General features: G+C 58.6%; 15 protein-coding genes. 10 read left to right on the forward strand and 5 right to left on the reverse strand.

Translation table 11 applies throughout. The features are described 5' to 3' along the window. Positions 1 to 207 precede the first annotated feature (207 nt). A complete protein-coding gene (locus K5Q35_RS21855; RefSeq protein WP_220801356.1) occupies positions 208 to 1,272 on the forward strand; it encodes an alpha/beta fold hydrolase in 1,065 nt (354 codons plus the stop codon). Between the two features lie 66 nt (positions 1,273 to 1,338). On the opposite strand, the gene K5Q35_RS21860 is transcribed toward K5Q35_RS21855, so the two are convergent. Next, a complete protein-coding gene (locus tag K5Q35_RS21860; protein WP_220801357.1) occupies positions 1,339 to 2,109 on the reverse strand; it encodes a FadR/GntR family transcriptional regulator in 771 nt (256 codons plus the stop codon). Positions 2,110 to 2,401: 292 nt separating this feature from the next. Here K5Q35_RS21860 and K5Q35_RS21865 point away from each other — a divergent pair, with 292 nt between their 5' ends. The 8 genes from K5Q35_RS21865 to K5Q35_RS21900 all read left to right on the forward strand — a co-directional run bounded on the left by K5Q35_RS21865 (position 2,402) and on the right by K5Q35_RS21900 (position 12,121). Further along, positions 2,402 to 3,382, forward strand: coding sequence for a substrate-binding domain-containing protein (locus tag K5Q35_RS21865; RefSeq protein ID WP_220801358.1), 981 nt, complete (start codon positions 2,402 to 2,404; stop codon positions 3,380 to 3,382). 53 nt (positions 3,383 to 3,435) lie between these two features. Further along, positions 3,436 to 5,337 carry a sugar ABC transporter ATP-binding protein gene (locus K5Q35_RS21870; protein ID WP_220801359.1) on the forward strand — a complete coding sequence of 634 codons (1,902 nt, stop codon included), beginning with the start codon at positions 3,436 to 3,438 and terminating at the stop codon, positions 5,335 to 5,337. Next, positions 5,330 to 6,307: an ABC transporter permease gene (locus K5Q35_RS21875; protein ID WP_220801360.1), complete on the forward strand. Its 978-nt coding sequence runs from the start codon at positions 5,330 to 5,332 to the stop codon at positions 6,305 to 6,307. The genes K5Q35_RS21870 and K5Q35_RS21875 overlap by 8 nt, the downstream gene beginning before the upstream one ends. 12 nt (positions 6,308 to 6,319) lie before the next feature. Then, on the forward strand, positions 6,320 to 8,257 hold the full coding sequence (locus K5Q35_RS21880; RefSeq protein ID WP_220801361.1) for a hypothetical protein: 1,938 nt from the start codon (positions 6,320 to 6,322) through the stop codon (positions 8,255 to 8,257). A 4-nt stretch (positions 8,258 to 8,261) separates the two neighbouring features. After that, positions 8,262 to 9,251 carry a D-erythronate dehydrogenase gene (gene denD / locus K5Q35_RS21885; protein ID WP_220801362.1) on the forward strand — a complete coding sequence of 330 codons (990 nt, stop codon included), beginning with the start codon at positions 8,262 to 8,264 and terminating at the stop codon, positions 9,249 to 9,251. Positions 9,252 to 9,296: 45 nt separating this feature from the next. After that, positions 9,297 to 10,265: a TRAP transporter substrate-binding protein gene (locus K5Q35_RS21890; RefSeq protein ID WP_220801363.1), complete on the forward strand. Its 969-nt coding sequence runs from the start codon at positions 9,297 to 9,299 to the stop codon at positions 10,263 to 10,265. 72 nt (positions 10,266 to 10,337) lie between these two features. Next, positions 10,338 to 10,844 carry a TRAP transporter small permease gene (locus K5Q35_RS21895; RefSeq protein ID WP_220801364.1) on the forward strand — a complete coding sequence of 169 codons (507 nt, stop codon included), beginning with the start codon at positions 10,338 to 10,340 and terminating at the stop codon, positions 10,842 to 10,844. Beyond that, complete coding sequence (locus tag K5Q35_RS21900) at positions 10,841 to 12,121, forward strand: TRAP transporter large permease (protein WP_220801365.1); 1,281 nt, start codon at positions 10,841 to 10,843, stop codon at positions 12,119 to 12,121. Before K5Q35_RS21895 ends, K5Q35_RS21900 begins: the two co-directional genes overlap by 4 nt. 56 nt (positions 12,122 to 12,177) lie before the next feature. Here K5Q35_RS21900 and K5Q35_RS21905 read toward each other — a convergent pair whose 3' ends face one another. The 4 genes from K5Q35_RS21905 to K5Q35_RS21920 form a co-directional block, all read right to left on the reverse strand. Continuing rightward, positions 12,178 to 13,812 (reverse strand): cytidylyltransferase domain-containing protein, encoded by a 1,635-nt coding sequence (locus K5Q35_RS21905; protein ID WP_220801366.1) that lies wholly within the window; start codon positions 13,810 to 13,812, stop codon positions 12,178 to 12,180. 132 nt (positions 13,813 to 13,944) lie between these two features. Then, positions 13,945 to 14,961 carry a polysaccharide pyruvyl transferase family protein gene (locus K5Q35_RS21910; protein ID WP_220801367.1) on the reverse strand — a complete coding sequence of 339 codons (1,017 nt, stop codon included), beginning with the start codon at positions 14,959 to 14,961 and terminating at the stop codon, positions 13,945 to 13,947. Continuing rightward, on the reverse strand, positions 14,958 to 16,019 hold the full coding sequence (locus tag K5Q35_RS21915) for an N-acetylneuraminate synthase family protein (RefSeq protein WP_259650635.1): 1,062 nt from the start codon (positions 16,017 to 16,019) through the stop codon (positions 14,958 to 14,960). Before K5Q35_RS21915 ends, K5Q35_RS21910 begins: the two co-directional genes overlap by 4 nt. A 12-nt stretch (positions 16,020 to 16,031) precedes the next feature. After that, positions 16,032 to 17,582 (reverse strand): hypothetical protein, encoded by a 1,551-nt coding sequence (locus K5Q35_RS21920; RefSeq protein WP_220801368.1) that lies wholly within the window; start codon positions 17,580 to 17,582, stop codon positions 16,032 to 16,034. 431 nt (positions 17,583 to 18,013) lie between these two features. Between K5Q35_RS21920 and galE the strand changes: the two genes are divergently transcribed. Then, positions 18,014 to 19,021, forward strand: a complete 1,008-nt coding sequence (gene galE / locus K5Q35_RS21925; RefSeq protein WP_220801369.1) for a UDP-glucose 4-epimerase GalE — start codon at positions 18,014 to 18,016, stop codon at positions 19,019 to 19,021. Positions 19,022 to 19,631: the final 610 nt, after the last annotated feature.

The following is a 19,631-nucleotide window of genomic DNA, read 5'->3' on the forward strand; positions in this document are numbered from 1 at the left end:
AGGCAGTGGCAAAACGGGCCTGCCCGTGCGCTCTGATATGACTGTCTGCGGCCAGCGCTTAACGTCGCGCTGGGCTTTCACAAGACGACCAACCGCATTCGAAACCTGTAGAACAGTCCTATTGACATCAACGTCAAAAGCTGGACTGTTAATTGGTATGGAGGTCGGACCAGTAGATCTGTGAAAAGCCGACCAAGGGAGGAAAAAATGAATATCAGACATGCACTCGCCTTCGCGGTCCCATTTGCCTTGTCATCAATGGCTGCTCAGGCAGAGACGTTCCCGGAGCCTCAGCGTGGCACCTACGTCATCGAGAACTTTGCCTTTGAAACCGGCGAGGTACTGCCTCAGATGAACGTCAGCTACCTGACCATCGGAGATCCTGCCAACCCGCCCGTTCTGATCACACATGGGACGACGGGGCAGGCAACATCGATGTTGGGGGACGCCTTTGCCGGTAACCTTTATGGTCCGGGGCAACCGCTCGATGCGCAGAAGTATTTCTTGATACTCGTCGATGCGATTGGCTCAGGTGAAAGCTCCAAGCCCTCTGATGGGATGCGCGCAGACTTTCCTGAACAAACGCTGATGGACATGGTCAACGCGCAAAAGATGCTTTTGGAAGATCATTTTGAAATCGACCGCCTGCACCTGAAAATTGGCTTTTCAATGGGTGGTATGCTGACCTGGACATGGCTCACGGAGTATCCGGAATTTATGGACGGTGGCGTGCCAATCGCCTCGCTGCCGGGTCCGATGGCGGGTCGCAACTGGATGATGCGCAGGATGGTGATCGATGCGGTGCGGGACGATCCCGCGTGGAACAATGGCAATTATGAAGAGCAGCCGCCGATGTTACGCTACATGTCCGCGTGGTTTGGTATTGCCACCTCCAACGGTAACCTGCGCCTGCAGGAACTGGGCGCGACGCGCGAAATGGCCGATGCCTTTGTCGATGAGCGCAAGGAAAAGCAAAAGGTGGGTGACGCCAATGACGTGATGTACATGTGGAACGCCTCGCGCAATTTCGACCCGACTCCGAAACTGGGTGATATTCAAGCTGACGTGTTGGTCTTGCTCAGCCAGGATGACGAGCGTAATCCGGTCGAGCTGCCCATGGTTGAGGCGAATATGGCGAAGATCCCCGGTGCGCAGCTGTACATCGTGCCCGAGGACAATGAGACGCGCGGACATGGCACGACCTACAATGCGAGCTACTACGCGGATGTGCTGGCAGAATTCATGGCGCAGCTTCCGAACGCGCCAGAGTAAGCGCAGGTCGCGGTAAAGGCGGCCGAGCTGCCAAAACAAAAGGGGCGTTTGATGCGCCCCTTTTTCCTATTCCATCGCGCTGTCCGCAGAATTCGGCGACGTGCCATCCAGAAAGGCGCGGGTCGTCAGATAAATCCGGGTTGCGTGCCCCACCACACTGCGCTCCGCCATTTCAGGGTTACCATTTTCCATCGCCGTCAGAATGGCACGGTGATCGGACAGGCTTTCTGCGATGGCACCGGGTTTTGCGACAATCCGGCGCCGATGATCAAGCAGGTGATTGTAAAGCGACATCGCCACATCGAAAAAGACATCATTGCCTGCTGCGCGGTAGAGCGTCGCGTGGAAATCCCGGTCGCACAAAAGAAAGCGCACCGGGTCATCGCCGCTTTCTTCTTGCGCCACGATGGATGCGCGCAGCTTGGCCAATCCAACCTCGTTGATGTTTCGCGCGGCATCGGCTGCGATGCGGCGCTCGACCAGCAAGCGCGCCTCGTGCACGCTTTCCAGATCATAGGGGCCCTCGAACCCGGCGGCCTGCACCCCGCGCACCAGTGACCGGACATCCGCCGTTGCAACCGTGGTGCGTGCGCCATGTGCCACGCGCAGGATCCGGTGGGAGGCAAGGATGGCAATGGCGCCGCGCACCGTTTCCCGGCTGACCGACAGGGACGTCGCCAATTCGCGCTCGCCCGGAAGCTCGTCGCCCACCGCAAGAACTCCAGAGGAAATGAGTGCCGCCAGTTTTTCGGCAATAACCTCGCGGACAGAACGGCGCGACACATCCCCCATCAGGGCCTTTGTTTGGTCGGGTGGTAGCCGTTTGACGTGACTCATGTGGTCGCATTCCCTCAGTTCGCGTTCCGAAGCCGCATAGCAGTTCAGCGTTCAACTGCCCAGTGCCCAGTTCAGCCAGCAGGCGTTTGTGCCCAGATCATTTAGCCATGCGGTGGGTCGCGCTGTGCCTTGGTGTTGACGGCTCTGACATATTGGTACACTGTTCGTACCAGTAGTCCAAGCAGGTCCTGAGGTGGGGAGCCCTTGACCGTGTCGGAAAAGCGGATCGATTTTTTTCGGTACGTTGCTGATATGGGCTATTCGATAATGATAACGGGAGGAAACAAAGATGATGAACCGCAGAACACTGGGTACGACGCTATCTGCCGCCTTGACCGCGGCGGTCCTGGCCGTCGGATCACCCGCGCAGGCGCAGGAAAACGGCGAGCTGGTCTATATGACACCGGGCCTTGATCTCGCTTTCTGGCGCTATGTCTCTGAGGGCGTGAAGTCGGTGGCCGAAGAGAACGGATATGGATTCGCAGCGCTCGATTCCACCAATGATCCGCAGACCCAGCTGCAGAATGCGCAGGATGCGATTGCCCGGGGCGTCGCCGGAATCATCTTGTCTCCGACCGACAGTTCCACCGCGCCCGCTGTCTTGCAGTTAGCACAGACGGCCGGCATTCCGGTTGTGATCGCGGACATTGGCACCGATTCGGGTGAGTTCGTGTCAGTGATCGGTTCGAACAACTACGAAGGCGCAAACGGCGTCGGTCAGGCCCTGGCCGCCGCCATGGTAGATGCAGGCAAAACCGACGCGACGGTAGGCATCGTTGGCATCAGTCAGGCCCGTCTGAATGGGCAGGCCCGCACGAAAGGTTTCGTGGATGCCATGGCCGCAGGCGGTGTAAAAGGCGATGCCGGGTTGCAGCAGATGCAGGCCTATACCGCAGAAGAGACGTTCAAATTCACGCAGGATATGATCACGGCAAATCCCGGCATGGGCGGCATGTTTGTTCAGACGGACGGACCCACGCTCGGGGCATTGCGCGCGATCAAGGCGGCTCGCATGGACGGCGATGTTCTGGTCGCGGCCTTTGACGGAATCCCTGAATTTGTACCGCTTTTGCAATCCGGTGAACTGGTCGTGTCCGGCATGCAGCAACCCTATCTGATGGGCGTCCGCTCTGCAGAGGCGATGCTGGATCATCTTGGCGGGGGCACGCCCGAAAAAGAGATCACCGTGCCGATCCTGATCGTGACGTCTGACAACATCGAGGAAATGTTGCCGACGATCAAAGAAACCGTCTTTGCCAACGAAATCGACTGACAAAGTCAGCGCCGCCGGGTGGATATCCGGCGGCGCACCCATTCTGACACATGATGCAATCCCCTTCTGAACGCGACACCCCGGTGCGCGCAGAGCCGCTTTTGGCGGCCCACGGAGTGTCCAAGCACTTTGGCAAGACGCATGCGCTGGTGGATGCGGCATTGACCCTGCGCCCGGGCGAAGTCACCGGTCTGCTGGGGGCAAACGGGGCGGGCAAATCGACCCTGTCGCGGATCGTGTCGGGGCACATCCGTCCCACCAGCGGCACGCTGACATTTGATGGCGCCCCCCTTGCGCTGTCGTCGACGCGCGACGCGCTGCGCCAAGGCATCGCGCTGGTCGCGCAGGAGACGTCTCTGGCGCCGGACCTTTCGGTGCTGGAAAACATCTTTCTGCCTGATCTCGCGACACCGGGCCGTCTGAGTTTTCGCACCATGAGAACGCGCGCCACCGAGCTTCTGGCGGGGTTGGGTCACGAACATGTTTTGCCGCTCGATGCAGAAGTGCGAACCCTGTCAGCAGCACAGCGCCAGTTGGTCGAGATTGCCAAAGCGCTGGCCTTGGACGCCCGCCTCGTCATTTTCGATGAGCCCACGGCGTCGCTGTCCACAACCGAGGTGGATGGTCTGTTTGATATCATGGACCGGCTACGCGACAGCGGTCGCGCACTCGCTTTTGTTTCGCATAGGCTCGAAGAGGTTTTCGCCATCACCGACCGCGTGACGATCCTGCGCGAGGGGCAAGCGGTGGCGGAGGATGTCGCCACCTCCAGCCTGACCCAAGGTGACATCATCCAGCACATGGTGGGCCGTGATATCGGGGCGATCTACGCCAAACGCACGGTGGCTCAGGACGCGATAGGCGATACAATCTTTGACGTCCGTGGGCTAAAAGCGCTTCCTTGGGTGCGGGATATGACGTTTTCAGTGCGTGCCGGTGAAATTCTGGGGCTTGGCGGTCTGGTCGGTGCCGGGCGATCTGAGGCGATGGAGGCGATCTGGGGTCTGCGCGCGCGGCAAGCCGGTGACATCCGCGTGCGGGGCAAAGAAGTCACGCTGCGCAAACCCGCCGATGCCGTCCGCGCCGGTATCGGTTTCGTCGCCGAGGACCGCCGCGCCCAGAATATCGTACCGGATCTGTCCGTGCGTGAGAACCTGCTCTTGGCGCAGATGGGACAACATCGCGGTTTCTGGCGCGGTTACGGGCGCAAGGCCGACAAGGTTGCGGCTCTGATCGCTGATCTGGGTCTGCCGGCGGACCGGCTCGATACCAGCTTGCTCAATTACTCGGGCGGGATGCAACAAAAGATCATCATCGCGCGCTGGCTCTTGACGGAACCTGATATTCTGATCCTCGACGAGCCGACAAAGGGCGTTGATATCGGCACGCGCTCGTCGATCTACCGCCTTCTTCAACGTGCGGCTGACGCGGGTCTCGCCGTTATCGTGATCTCGTCAGATTTCGAGGAACTGCTTGGCCTTGCGGAACGGATTGTCGTTGTTTCCGACGGTGTGAGCACCGCCGATCTGCCCGCAGCGCGCCTGACTGAGGAAAAGCTGACGCTGCTTGCGGCACCGCGGACCTCCACGCGGCGCAATCAGGCCATGTTGCGTGATATTTGCGACGCCTACGGCGGCGATGCCTTCTGGACCCTGATCGACGGGGACGAGACGATTTGCCTTGCGCAAAGCGGTGACGCCTTGTCCGGTCTCGTGCAGGGGCAGGCGGCGACCGCGCCACAAACCCACATCCCGCAGGCGCTGATGGCGCGCTCGGACACCTTTGTGACAGAAGATGACGGCCGTTTCAGCCTGTTGGTGCAGATGACGGATCGACGCGGCCACGATCTGGGCTGGATCGGTCTGACGCTGCCCGCCGGTGCCGCACGGCCAGATGCCACCCAATTCCGCACCCGCATTTCCGATTTGACTAAAACAGAGGCCACAGATGTCTGAAACCACAAACAGCGCCAAAGGCAACGGTACGCTCGCAACGGTTCTGCGCAGTCTTGAGATCAGGATGCTGGGGCTGGCCGTCCTGCTTGCGGTCATCCTGTCATTTGCTTCCCCGTTCTTTCTGACCGAACGCAACATCTTCAACATTCTGGATCAGTCCGTGGTTATCGGCATTGTGGCCGTTGGCATGACATTCGTAATCCTGACCGGTGGTATTGATCTGTCGGTCGGGGCAGTGTTTGGCCTGACGGGTATCATTCTGGCGCAGGCGCTGCAGGTGATGCCGATCCCCTTGGCGATCCCGCTGGGGATACTGGCGGGGGCGGGGATAGGGTTGTTTTCCGGCGTGTTGATCGCGGTTTTCGGTCTGGCCCCTTTCGTAGTGACGCTGGGTGTCATGGCGATTGGGCGCAGCCTGTCATTCATCTTTTCCGGCCAGCGCAGCATTTCCGGTCTGCCGCCCGAACTGGACGCCATCGTGTACACCACGGTGCTGGGCGTGCCGGTCAATGTCCTGTTTCTGCTTGGGCTGTATCTGGTGGCTTGGGGGTATCTGACCTACACCAAGGGGGGGCGCACGATCTATGCGGTCGGGTCGAACTTTGAGGCCGCGCGTGCGGCAGGCCTGTCGACCATGTTCTATTCGATCATGCCCTACGTCGTATCTGGCGCTTTGGCGGCGGTCGCGGTGACCTTTTCATTGGCGCAGATTATGTCGGCTGACCCCCTCGCCGGGAACCAGCTGGAACTGGACGCCATTGCCGCCGTCGTGATCGGAGGGGCCAGCCTATACGGTGGGCGCGGGTCGATCATCGGTACTTTGCTGGGCGTGCTGATCATGGTGATGATCCGCAATGGCCTCAATCTGATGGGCGTGTCGCCGTTCTGGCAAGGGACGGCCATTGGCTCGATTATCATACTCGCCCTTTTGGCGGAGCGCCTGATCAACTGGCGCGCGTCACGCAACTGAACGGAGATCGCTGTGTCAAATCCATCCCGTGCAATCGCCCTCTACGGTACCGAAGAAGAAGTCGCACCGCCCCGTGTCCTGCGTGCGGGCAAGCTGAGCGCGGAACTGGAGGCGGGCAATCTGCGCTATATCCGCTGGGACGGCGAAGAAGTGCTGCGCGCCGTCTCCTTCATTGTGCGCGACCACGATTGGGGCACCTATGCACCGCAGATATCCGGGCTGACCGTGCAAGAGACCGAAGACGCGTTCCACGTATCGCTGCAGGCCGTGGCGACCGGTGATGGCGAAAGCTTTGCCTATGACGCCCGGATCGAGGGCCGCGCGGATGGCACGTTGGTCTTTCACGGGCGGGGTACGACGCAAACGGGATTCGAGACGAACCGCACCGGGTTTGTAATCCTGCATCCCATCGACGGGGTGGCCGGTGCGCCGGTGACGATCACCCACACCGACCGGCGCGTGGTCGAGGATCGCTTTCCCGAAATCATCGACCCGGTGCAGCCGATGATGGACCTGCGCGCCCTCGCGCATACGACCCCCGGGGGTGTGGCGGTGAATGTGCTGATGGAAGGCGACACGTACGAGATGGAGGACCAGCGCAACTGGACGGATGCGTCTTACAAGACATATGTGCGCCCGCTTGCCCTTCCATGGCCCTATCAGATCCCCCCGGATGAGGTGGTCGACCAGACGATCACGGTGACTGTAAAAGGGCACAGTCAAAACAATGCAGCCAGCGGGGCAATCGCGCTGCAACCCGGCGCACCTGAGGGGGATATACCCCCCATCGGCATCGGGCTCAGGCCAGAGGATGTCGCAACTGCGCGCGGCGCGACCGAAACGCTCAAAGCACTCGGGCCTGCGTATATGGTGCTCCATCACGACCCGCGTGCCGGGCATGACTGCGCCACTTTGAAAGCGATGCTGGATGTGGCCGAAGCCATTGGCGCTGCCCCTTGGCTGGAGGCGGTCATCCAAAGCACGGATGATATCGGGACCGTGGCAGAGATCGCGGCACTGGGTCAGATGGCAACAGATCTGGGGGATCCGTTTGCCACGGTGCTTGTCTCGCCTGCGCCGGATCTGAAATGTACTTTGCCCGGCTCGGTCTGGCCCGATGCGCCGGACGCGGCGGCGCTTTATGCCCGCACCCGCGATGCCTTTCCACAGGCGCGCATCGGTGGCGGCATGTTCAGCTATTTTACCGAGCTGAACCGCAAACGCCCACCGTTGGAGGCGCTCGATCTTGTGACATTCACCACATCACCGATGGTCCATGCGGGTGATGACCGATCCGTCATGGAAACCCGCGAGGCGCATGCCGCCATTGCCGCGTCAGTGTCGGGGATCGCCGCAGGCACGCCTTGGGCCGTTGGCCCCTCGGCAATCGGGGTGCGCGACAACCCCTACGGTGCTGCAGCCAAGGAAAACCCCACAAACATCCGTCAGGCGATGAACCGTAACGATCCCCGGCAACGCGGGTTGCTCGGGGCGGCATGGGCCTTGGGATATATCGCGGATTTCGCCAGCGGGGGCGCGTCAGCCATCGCCTTGGGCGGTGCAACAGGGGCTTTTGGTGTTGTCTCGGCCCCCGGCGATGACCCGGACCCTTGGTACGAGGGGAACGGCGCGGTCTATCCGGGTTTTCATGTGCTGCGCGGGCTCGCACGGTTGCGCGGTGCCCCGATGCGCCCGCTTGGCCTGCCGGCATCCGGCCCCTTGGCGGGGGTTGCCGCGCAGACTGATGCAGGTGTGGAAATATGGGTCGCCAATACCGGCCCGGACCCGGTTGACATGTCCGTTTCGAGCGCTTGTCAGGTGGCGACGCTGGATGCGGCTTGCTTTGCGACGGCAGCAAATGCGCCCGACCATCTGGACGACCTTGTGGCCCATGACGGGCCCCTGACACTCGACGGTTTTGCCGTTGTTCGCATTTTGATGAAAGGCTGATCCCATGCATATCGCAATCATAGGCGCGGCGGGCATGATCGGCCGCAAACTCGCAGAGCGCATCGCGGATACGGGCGAGATCGGGGGGGCAAAGGTCGACGCGTTGACCCTTGTTGACGTTATCCTACCCGAAGTCGCGCAGCATTTCGCAGGTAAAAGAACAGCCTTGACCGTTGATTTGTCACAACAGGGATCAGCCGGGCAACTGATCGCAGAAACCCCCGACGTGATCGTGCATCTTGCGGCCATCGTCTCGGGCGAGGCTGAGGCGGATTTCGAGAAAGGGTACCGGATCAATCTGGACGGCACGCGGGCTTTGTTTGATGCTATTCGCTTGGTCGAAGGATACACGCCCCGCGTTATTTATGCGTCGTCCCTTGCGGTCTTTGGGGCACCCTTTCCGGCGAAAATCAGCGATGATTTCCATCTGACTCCACTGACCAGCTACGGGGCGCAAAAGGCGATGGGCGAATTGTTGCTGGATGATTATTCCCGTCGCGGTTTCCTCGATGGCGTTGGCATCCGCTTCCCGACGATCTGCATCCGCCCCGGCAAGCCCAACAAGGCAGCTTCCGGCTTTTTCTCTGGCATCTTGCGCGAACCGCTGAATGGGCAAGAGGCGATCTTGCCGGTAGGGGACGATGTGCGCCACTGGTTCGCAAGCGCGCGCGCCGCCGTCGGTTTCATTGAACACGCGGCAACGATGGACACATCCGAACTTGGACCGCGCCGCAACATGACCATGCCCGGGGTTTCCGCCACCGTGGGGGACCAGATTGAAGCCTTGCGTACGGTGGCCGGTGACAGTGCCGTTGCGCTGATCCGTCGTGAACATGACCCCACCATTGCCCGCATTGTGGCAGGCTGGCCGCGCGATTTCGATACAGCGCGCGCCCTCAGCCTTGGGTTCCGTGCAGAGACAGAGTTCAAGCAGATCATCGAAGTTTATCTGGAGGATGAAATGGGCGAAAACCGCCCTAACTTCCCGGGCTGACCCGAGCATACAAGAACTACAATTCCAAACCTTAGGGAGAACAACATGAAACATTCACTTACGGCTCTTATCGGCAGTCTGGCGCTTTCTGCTGGCGTGGCGCAGGCTCAGCAATCCTTTGTGGTAGGGCATTCGCTGTCGCCTGAATCGCACTACGGGATTGGGGCCGAGGCGTTTATAACCACGCTTGCGGAACTGTCAGGCGGTGAGTTTGCCGGCGAACAGGCCCCTGCGGGTCAGCTGGGCGGCGAGCGCGACATGATTGAGGGCTTGCAGATCGGGTCACTTGATGTGGTGATCACATCGACCGGCCCGCTCGGTAATTTTGTACCAGAAGTATATGCGCTCGATCTGCCGTTCCTGTTCCGGGATTATGACCATGCACGTGCGGTGCTGGACGGTGACATCGGGCAGGAACTGCTGGGCAAGATCAACGAAAATCAGCTTGTCGGCCTTGCGTGGTCCGAAAACGGCTTTCGCCATGTGACCAACTCGCAGCGGCCTGTGCGCACGCCCGAAGACCTTGCCGGTCTGAAACTACGCACCATGGAAAACCGCGTCCACATGGAGGCCTTCTCCGAAATGGGTGCTGCCCCCACACCAATGGCCTTCCCAGAACTTTTCACAGCGCTGCAACAGGGCGTGGTGGATGGGCAGGAAAACCCCGTAACCGTCATTACCGCGTCAAAATTCTGGGAGGTTCAGGGCCATGTCTCGCTGACCGGGCACGTCTATTCACCGGCTGCTGTGCTGGCGTCCCCCGTGCTGTTTGACAGCCTGACCGAGGAGCAGCGCGGCTGGTTCTATGAGGCCGCCGCCGCCTCAGCCGCCGCGACCCGTGCCGAGGTAAACCGGCTTGAAGACGCTGGCGTGGCTGTCATGCGCGAAAACGGTATGGAAGTGATCACCGACATCGACAAAGCGCCTTTCGCAGCACTCGCCCAACCAGCCTATGCGGTCTACACCGATCAGTATGGCACGGATCTGGTTGAACGCATTCAGGCGGTCGAATAAGGGACCCCTTGGGCTGGCACTGCGACTTCTGCGCCAGCCCATTCACGTGATTTCACAAAGGACGACCCAGCGATGCGGCAGTTTTTGCGGTTTGAAGATATCACGACAGGCATCGCGTTGCGGCTGTCCATTGCATTTCTTGTGATTGCGGCGGGGCTGGCCCTCTATCAGGTCATCACCCGATTTGTTTTTGGCGTTCCCTCCACGTGGTCAGAGGTCATCACCCGGTCGGCAATGATCTGGTCCGTGTTCCTTGGCGTGGCCGTGGCGGTGCGGCATGGCGCCATGATTTCGGTCGATGTGATCCAGAACGCCCTGCCGCGGCGGCTGGGTCTTTTGTTGTTCGTGATCGCCAATAGTGCATCCTTGATTTTCTTTACCGTCCTGTTCTGGCAGGGCTGGCTGATGACCGAACGGGTGGTGCCGCAACGCCTTGCTGCGCTTGAGGTCTCTATCGCCTGGGTCTATGCGGCCTTGCCTGTTGGTTCAGTCTTTATCCTCATTGCGACGATGGCCGCGATCGTACGTGCCTTGCGCGGTGACTGGAACGATGCCCGCGACGCGGAGGCCGACGCATGAATACCGCACTTGGCCTGTCCTTGGCCATTCTGTTCCTCATGGGCGTCCCCATTGCGGTGGCCATCGGCTTGGCGTCGATCATCGGGATCGAAACCAATGGCCGCCTGCCGCTCTTGCTGGTGGCGCAAAGGATGTTCACCGGGATTGATAGCTTTCCGCTGATGGCGATCCCGTTGTTCATTCTGGCGGGCAACCTGATGTCGGCTGGTGGCATCTCACATCGTCTGGTGGAACTGGCCAAGTCGCTGGTGGGCGGTATTCAGGGCGGACTGGCCTGTACCTGTGTATTGACCTGCATGCTTTTCGCGTCGGTTTCGGGTTCTTCGGTTGCGACGACATTTGCGATTGGCGCGATCCTGATACCGGCGATGGTGCGCCACAATTACCCCAAACCGCTGGCCGCTTCGATACAGGCATCCTCTGCTGAACTGGGCGTTTTGATCCCACCGTCCATCCCGCTGATCCTTTATGGCGTGTCCACCGACACCTCTGTTGGCAAGCTGTTTGTGGCGGGTCTGGGGCCGGGTCTTGTGGTTGCCATGTCGTTGATGGCGCTGGTGCTGTTTATCTGCCGCAAACGCGGGATCGGCAAGGAAGACGGGCTTGATCGCGCGCGTCCCGGTGCGGCGTTTAAATCCGCACTGCCTGCGTTGCTTGTGCCTGTCGTCATTCTGGGCGGCATCTATTCCGGTATCTTTACGCCGACCGAGGCAAGTGCTGCCGCCGTTGCCGCCGCCCTGATCGTCGGCATGGGGCTTTACGGCGAATTGAAATTTCGGGATTTGCCGGAAATTCTTAAGAAAACCGTGATCTCAACCTCTGCAATCATGATTATCATCTCTGCAGCAGCGTTATTTTCGTTCCTGATCGCGCGATCAGGCCTGCCCAACGAAATCGCCGCATGGTTCCGCGAGATTTTCGAAAGCAGAATTGCGTTCCTGCTGGCGGTGAATTTCTTGTTGCTGATCGTTGGGATGTTCATTGAGACATCTGCCGCGATCCTGATCCTCGCGCCGATCCTGACGCCGATCGCACTGGCCTATGGGGTCGACCCGGTTCATTTTGGGCTGATCATCGTCGTGAACCTTGCCTTGGGTATGATCACGCCGCCGCTGGGTGTGAACCTGTTCGCCGCCTGTTCTGTCGCGAACTTGCCCGTTGAGAAAATCATTCCCCAACTGATCTGGTTCGTGCTGACGGTGTTTGCAGCACTGATGGTGATCACCTATGTTCCTGCCATCAGCCTCGCGCCGGTATGGTTGATTTACGGAGGCTGAGACCAGACTTGTCTGTATCCGTCGTCAGTATACCAATGCCACGGTGCCCGGATGCGTCAGAAATCCAGACGCTCCAGCATGCGCGACACGATGGCTTTGTTGCTTCTGCCAGCGGTCTCATGCAGCCCTCTTTCGCGCAGCAGACGCCGCAGGTCAGGCGTGTCGATCAGGGTCTGAATATGGGCTGAGATCGTCCCGGGCCCGGCCAGCGAGCCCATCCCGATACTGACCACACCAAACCGCGCGGAGGCATGTGTGTGGGTAAGTTCCTTGCTGTTCTGGCACATGCACAGGACGGGAACGCCGAGGCTGACAAGCTCCGTGATCGTCCGACCGGCGCTTGAAATGGCCAGATCAGCGGAGCGCATGACGGCAGGCATGAATTTAAGGTTCTGATGTATCGTACCCTTTAACCCGTAGTCGTCCAAGGCAAGTGGACGTCCAAAACCGGGGCCAATGACGACCGTGCACTGCCCGCCGTAGTTCACATCCCGCAGCGCTGCCAAGGTTTTTTCCGTCAATTGGGATGGATCCGTACCGCCGAACAGAACCAATATGTTCTCCACCGTCTCACGAAAAGGGGCAGCACCGGTTATTGTCTCGAAATTTGGCGCAAGGATCGCATTGGACAGGCCCGAAAGTTGCCGCGCATCTGGCACATTGAGGTTTTTGTAAAGGTCAGACACGACCAGATCGGCCTCCATCGCCCCGTCACCGAGGTCTTCGAAGGTCACGACACGGTGGCAATGTGCCTTTACGGCGCGGACATAGGGCACATCGGTATCAAGTTGGTCGAGTATGACCAGATCGGCTGGATTATCCTGCAGCCACGCCAGAAAACCGCTGTTGCCATCCACCTGAACCACGTCAAAGGGCGATTGTGACAGCAGGCCAAAGGCAATCGCCTCGGCTTTCTCAGTGACGATCCGCACGCGGTGTTGGGCAAATTCCTGCGCCAGCGCCAAGGCGCGAAACACATGACCCATGCCCAGTTTCTTGCCCGCGTCCGCGCGGATCACGATGTCGCGGCGACCGATAAAATATTCCGCAACCACCCAATCGGCAAAGGTATCAATATCAAGCGCTTCCTGCTTGCTGACCTCAAGCAGGTGAATGGGTTCAATAATACGCGTGCCTTGCGCGGCCAGTTCCCTGATCCGGCAACCGATCACGGCCCCGGTTTCACGGTACTGCGGGGGCAGCATCTGGCGGTTAACGCGTGCTTCGTAATCCGGCGTCGGCGATCCCGCTTCGTCAATCTGCCAGCCCAGATGGCGGTCATCGACAACCGTGACAACAGAGCCTGCACCGTCCCGGAATTTCTCGACCGCTTGCGTTATCCGGTCTGACTTGATGAGGGGGCAAGTCGGTTGCACCGTCAGGAATATGTCGCCCTCAGCGGAGCCAAGCGAGCGCAGAAGCGGCAGGACTTTGGCGGCCACATCATCAAGGGTGGCCTTGCCGGTGGTTTGCTCTTCGCGCATCACCCGCACGGAGGCCTCGGTCGCGATGGCGTCTATTTCGTCATCATCCGTCACGACAATGATCTGCTCGGCTGGGACAGCTTGCAAACAGGCGTCGATCACATGGCGGATCAAAGGCCGCCCGCCCAAAAGACGCACATTCTTGCGCGGCAGCCCGCGCGATCCCCCGCGTGCCGGGATCATGATCCATACGTTGTCATGGTTCATAACCGTCACCTCCGTTTCGCGTGATATCTGCATCCAGCCAGCGATGCGCTGTATCGCAGGGGCGTTTGCGCAAAGATGTCCGATGGAACTTTGAAATGATTCCTTGCGACATGCAATCGCCGGGATTTGGCGTCAAATCGTTGCAAGAAACTGTTTCATGACGGGATATGTCTCTCGCATGGTTTCTATGCTGGTCTCGATATTGGCCCCTTTAGAAACAAAGTGTTCTTCGACCGCTGCCTTGATGTGTTCGATGTCGCCTGACTTATCCATGTTGAGACTCGGGGCGTTCAATGCCTTCGCCTGACCCTCGCCACGTGAATCCTCGTTGATCAGGATCGAGGCCTTGCGTTGTGACAGGCACAACAGATGGGCATGAACACGATATCCGACATGCATATCTGCACCAGCATAGAGCGCTTCCATCTTGTCAAGATTTCCCCCAAGGGAGGACATGGCCCAGCCTTTGAGGCCCGCGGCCGCGGCAAACTTCAAGAACCCTCTGGCGCGCTTGAACCCTGCCTTGTCACGCGTTGGGAGGAAACCGTGATGCAGGCTCGCTATTTTGCGCGTGTTTGGAAACCGCTTCGACAGCCATGTCATCAGATCGAAAAGACCGGGCTGTATCTTTGGCGGCATGCTGAGAATGAGCGTCTTGGGGGTTTCCTGGAACTGATAGGTTTTTTCAAAGTGCTCTAGATCATACCAAGCCGGGCATCCGGTCATCAGAACGTTGTCGACACCGTTGGCCGCCAGAACGGTCTTGGTCAGCGGGTCCCGGACACTTGAGGTCTCGATATTCGAATGTATGGCCTGAACGAAGGCTTTGGCCTGCGGTTCAAAGGAAAACGCATCGCTTTGGATGTCCAAATGTGCCTTCCAGCCAAGCCCATAGGGGATAATCCGGCTGGAAACCTTGTCGCGATCAATGGGGTAAATGTCGGGATAAATGCCGATCTGATAAGCAGGCCCCCCCGTCAACAGCACCGCGCGCGCGTCATTGAAACGGGCATAGTGTTCAGGTGTGATCGCCTTGCGGTCGACGACGAGAATATCCTGTTCCACATGTTCTCTGAGCAGCGATCGGGCACGCGCGCCGATCAGGTGGTCGCCGCAATTCACATAGGCACCGCAGACAGTGACGATCATGACAGGTCCTGCCACTGCAGAGGTGTACCTTCTGCGACGTTCCGGGTGAGACTGCAGCCTATCACACGGTCCCAATGTGCGATCTCGACCCCATCGTCCGATCTCAAGGCGATCAGATCGTTTTCTGTCAAAGTTGTACCGGCGGTCAGGGGTCTGGCGGCCACAACCCTGCGGCGGGCGTTCTTGATCGCGGTTGCTTCTCCGGAGATGTCACGCTCTGCGCTGCCGTAGAGATCCCGGTAGACTGCCAGCTTGTTCATGAAGGCAGTGCAATCCGCCTCATCCATGGCGTGGTAATGGTCATTTCCGACACCGGATTTATCATCCGTAAAGTGTTTTTCGATCACGACCGCGCCCATCAGGGCAGCCATTTCCAGAGCGGGCATGCTGCCGTCGTCGTCAGGCTTGACGTGATCTGAGTAGCCGATGACACAGTCCTGAGCAAAGGTCTTTTGCAGTAATGGAATCTGCGCCAGTTGGGCATCTGCGGGCAGTGTCGGGTAGTTCAACACACAGTGCAGCAGGGCGATCTGTCCCGCGCCCGCGGCTTGCAATTCCGCGCAGCCGGTGGCGATTTCATCCAGACGGGACGCGCCGGTGGACATGATGGTTGGCAACCCTCTGGCCCCGATCCGGCGCAGCAGGGGGATATTCGTCAGGTCAGCAGATGCGACCTTAATGACCGGAGAGAGCTCAGCCACCATATCAACGGCTTCCAGATCGAAGGGGGTGGACATGAAATCAATACCGCAGTTGCGGCACTCGTCCGCCAGCGCCTGATACTCTTTGGGTCCGAAGTTGTCCCACCTCTGGAACAATTCATGCTGGCTGGATGCCGCTTCCTTGGTGCGATCCCAATAGGCGGGGCTGGAGGTGCTGGTGGCCAGTAAATCCGCCTTGTAGCTTTGGAACTTCGCTGCATGGGCACCGCTTTTCGCGATGCTCTGGATCATCGACTTGGCGCGGTCCAGATCACCTTCGTGGTTGACGCCGATCTCGGCAATCACATAGGGCGACAACACGCCGTAGCTGTGTGAGTTCAGCAAAAACTGTTCCATGGTGTCTCCATCCTATTCTGATCGCGCGGCGCGCGCCTTCGCCATCACTGATGCGACAGGTGCCGCGTAGTAATAGGAAGGATCCTTGGCATGGGGTGCGTCGTCTACGTGCTGCACCAACTCTTCGAAAGACTGAACCATCAGAACGTCCCCGCGGTCAATGATCGGTTTCATGTACTCTATTCCGGGCAGGTTAATGACGATCGTCCGACAATCGAGAACCATACCCTCCAGAAGCGTCGTCGAGAAGGCCCCGACCAGAATCTCGGTTCTTGCAAGTACCTCGAAGATAACGGGCGTACGGTGCGAGATTTCAAAATTCTCAGGTGCGGCGTCATAGGTTTTGAGCGCCTGCTCATAATCGTCCAGACTTTCGCTGGGGTGCAGTCGGAACATGACGTGTTTGTCTGTTCGTGCCAGCGCAAAGCGCACCGCCATATCGAAAAGCTGGCGACCGACCACGCCTTGCGACGTAAAGGTTACTAGACCTTTCACAGTCTCTGTCTTGGACAGGGCCGCCATATCCTTGACGTAGGGGGCGCCAATGGTGACCGCTGTCATATCCGCTGGCAAAGGGGTCACATCTGGCCAGTAGTCTCCGAAGGTCAGCAACGTGTCGGCCATATACGGCACATGATCCGTACCCGGCCAGCTATATCCAAGATGAAACTGTGAGATAAACCCATGCTGAAGCTCGACCACCTCGATGCCTCTGCTCTGGGCGGCAGCCAGCGCAGCGCGCTCCCTGAAGCCGTACCCGTTGGTTAGAAAGAGCGTTTCAACCGGATGCGCTTGCCAGAACAGATCGAACCCTTTGTACACAGAGAGGAAGGTCTGGACACTGCGCCGGAGCGCTGTGGATAAATCACCGATTTCCAACCCCAGACGGCGTTCAAAGAGCTCTCGCAGGTTGTCCAGTGTTTCCAACGCGTTTGCCTCGATCACCAAATCACGAGAGTTTATCCTGTATCGCTTGAACTCGGTCAGCAGCGCGTCGAAATCTATCGCACCCGCCATAACATCCGCCCCACTGTGGGAGTCCAGAAGCAACGCTTGCGCGCCTGCTTCCTCTCTGAGGGCCTTGGTATATGTATCCTCGCCCTTTAACTTGCGTGCGTTCATGATCACGGCGATGGTCTTGTCAAACTGTTGCCGCCCCGAAACCGCATTATCACCGACGACCTTCGCGCACCGCTCGAGAGCAGCAGCAGTCAATGGGTCAGTGGTTGGTTGTTCTCTCTGCCGCTTCAGGTTCGGGTGTGGTGCATCGTAGAGACCGAGTCGCTGTGCTGCGTCATAAAAGACGTTCATCCGGACAAGCGGCCAGGCAAAGACCCCTTCGATTTTCAATTCCAGCAGCGACAGTTCTTTTTCCGCATCCCAGAAGCACTGGCACAAGCTGGTGATATCAATCGTCTGAGCCCGCTGGATATGTTCCAGCCGTGAAGACGTGCGCCGCGTCTGCATGAGCGCGAACTTCAGACGGGCTTGTTCATTGCGTAACCTTGGGTTTTCACGGTCACGACCCAGCGCGCGTGTAACGATTTCAAGCGCTTTATCCACCTTACCCGCCTGTTGCGAGGATTCCGAACGGCGCAGTGCGAGGTAACACATGATGCGCGGCAAAGTTCCGGCCGGGAAGCGCTTTGGTTTTAGCCTAGCGTTGATGTTTGGGCCCATCCGAGATGCACCCTCTGCCTGAGCGTTGTGGTCCCTGTGTGTCATACGTAACGCCTAAGGTTTTCGCACGAGGTCATCCCCGGAATGAACGTTTGGGCTGATAAACCATCCGCACCAGAAAGCTCTGCGTGACGTGGCGCAAACGTCATATGGCTCGGTTCATAAATCGGGGCATCCGCTGGTCGCCCTGACGCAATGCTATCGAGGGGGGCACGCATGAGAGAGCAAGACGGCGACCTTTTGTCTGGCCTTCGACCGCGTGCCTGTTCATGGTAGTCAGGAATGCAGCACAGACGATTAAAGGGACCTCTGCTTTGAACATATTACTCACAGGTGGGGCTGGATATATAGGATCGCATACTTTCATAAGCCTGATCGATGCGGGTCACAAGCCGATTGTCGTTGATACCTTTGACAACTCTTCCCCGCAGGTGCTGGATCGGTTGCACGCGCTCACGGGCCAGAAACCTGTGTTTTATCAGGCTGATGTGCGTAATTCAGACATGATCGCAGACATTCTCATGCGCGAAAGTTGCGATGCGGTCATCCATTTTGCCGGCCGCAAATCGGTAGGCGAAGGTCAGTCCGACCCCGTTTTATACTTTGACCAGAACGTCGGCGGGACAGTCCAGCTTTTGCATGCGATGAACAAATCTGGCTGTAAGAAGCTGATTTTTTCCTCTTCGGCGGTGGTTTATGGCAATCCGGAGTATTTGCCCATCGATGAAGAGCACCCGCTTTCAACCTGTAATGTGTACGGTGACACGAAACGCACTGTAGAGGACATGCTGCGCGCGCTGTCCGCGTCCGATCCGGAATGGTCCGTCGTTCTGTTGCGATATTTCAACCCGGTGGGTGCGCATAAATCGGGTGATATCGGCGAATACCCGCGCGGCATTCCCAACAATCTGATGCCTTACGTCACACAGGTCGCTGTTGGGCAGTTGGAACAGCTTTCCGTATTCGGGGGCGATTATGATACGCCAGATGGCACGGGCGTCCGTGACTTTATTCACGTTTGTGACCTTGCCGATGGTCATGTCAGCGCAATGAAGCTTCTGGATGACACCGGGTGCACGGCGATGAATTTGGGGACGGGCAAAGGGTACTCGGTGCTCGATATCATCCAGACATTCGAAACGGTTAACAAAGTGCGCATCCCCTATGAGATTACGGACCGCCGCCCCGGTGATGTCGCAGCCTGTTATGCCAACCCGTCCTACGCAAGAACCTTGACCGGCTGGCAGGCCAGGTTGGATCTCGCGGATATGTGCCGGGACGCGTGGAACTGGCAACAAAAGAACCCCATGGGGTTCGACTGAGCCGGATCGCAGGCCGTGTCAGGCGTATCTCAAGGCTCTGTCACGGCATTCGAAACGGGGTCGAGACTGCTGGAGAGCGAGTGGAGCGATCACGGCAAACAGATAGTCAGATCTACGTAAGACCAGAAGAACTGGAGGGGTGCCGCAGTACTGTGGGGCGCCAAGATGTATTCAGGTTTGAAGGCACGAAGATCAAAGCGATTATTCGTAACTTTCGGGGCCTGCGAACCCGATCACGATCACGAGCACGAGGGCCAAGCCTGCGGGCGCAGCCAACCAGTTAACAAAAGCGATGACGGCATTCATGCAGGCCTTTCGCGATCATGACGGTAATCAGCTGTTTTTTGATCGACGTGTGTCGACGCCCATTTGGAATGACGTTCAATATGTAAAGAGCAGCCGTAGTAAATAACGGCAAGTTCGCAATAGGAACGTGCCTCGCAAGAGGATGGTCGGCGTCACCGGAATGTAGCGATGCCTGCGCTGTTCATTCAGCGTTTCACACTGTAACCAGTCGAACCATTGCTGTCGCATGTTGCGACGCAAAGGGGCACTATGCTGTCAGATCCTTCTCGCGACATCCTACGTGTCCCGCCGTCTTGCTCAGGAA

The organism is Roseobacter sp. OBYS 0001, assembly GCF_019654895.1.
Classification (GTDB): Bacteria; Pseudomonadota; Alphaproteobacteria; order Rhodobacterales; family Rhodobacteraceae; genus Roseobacter; species Roseobacter litoralis.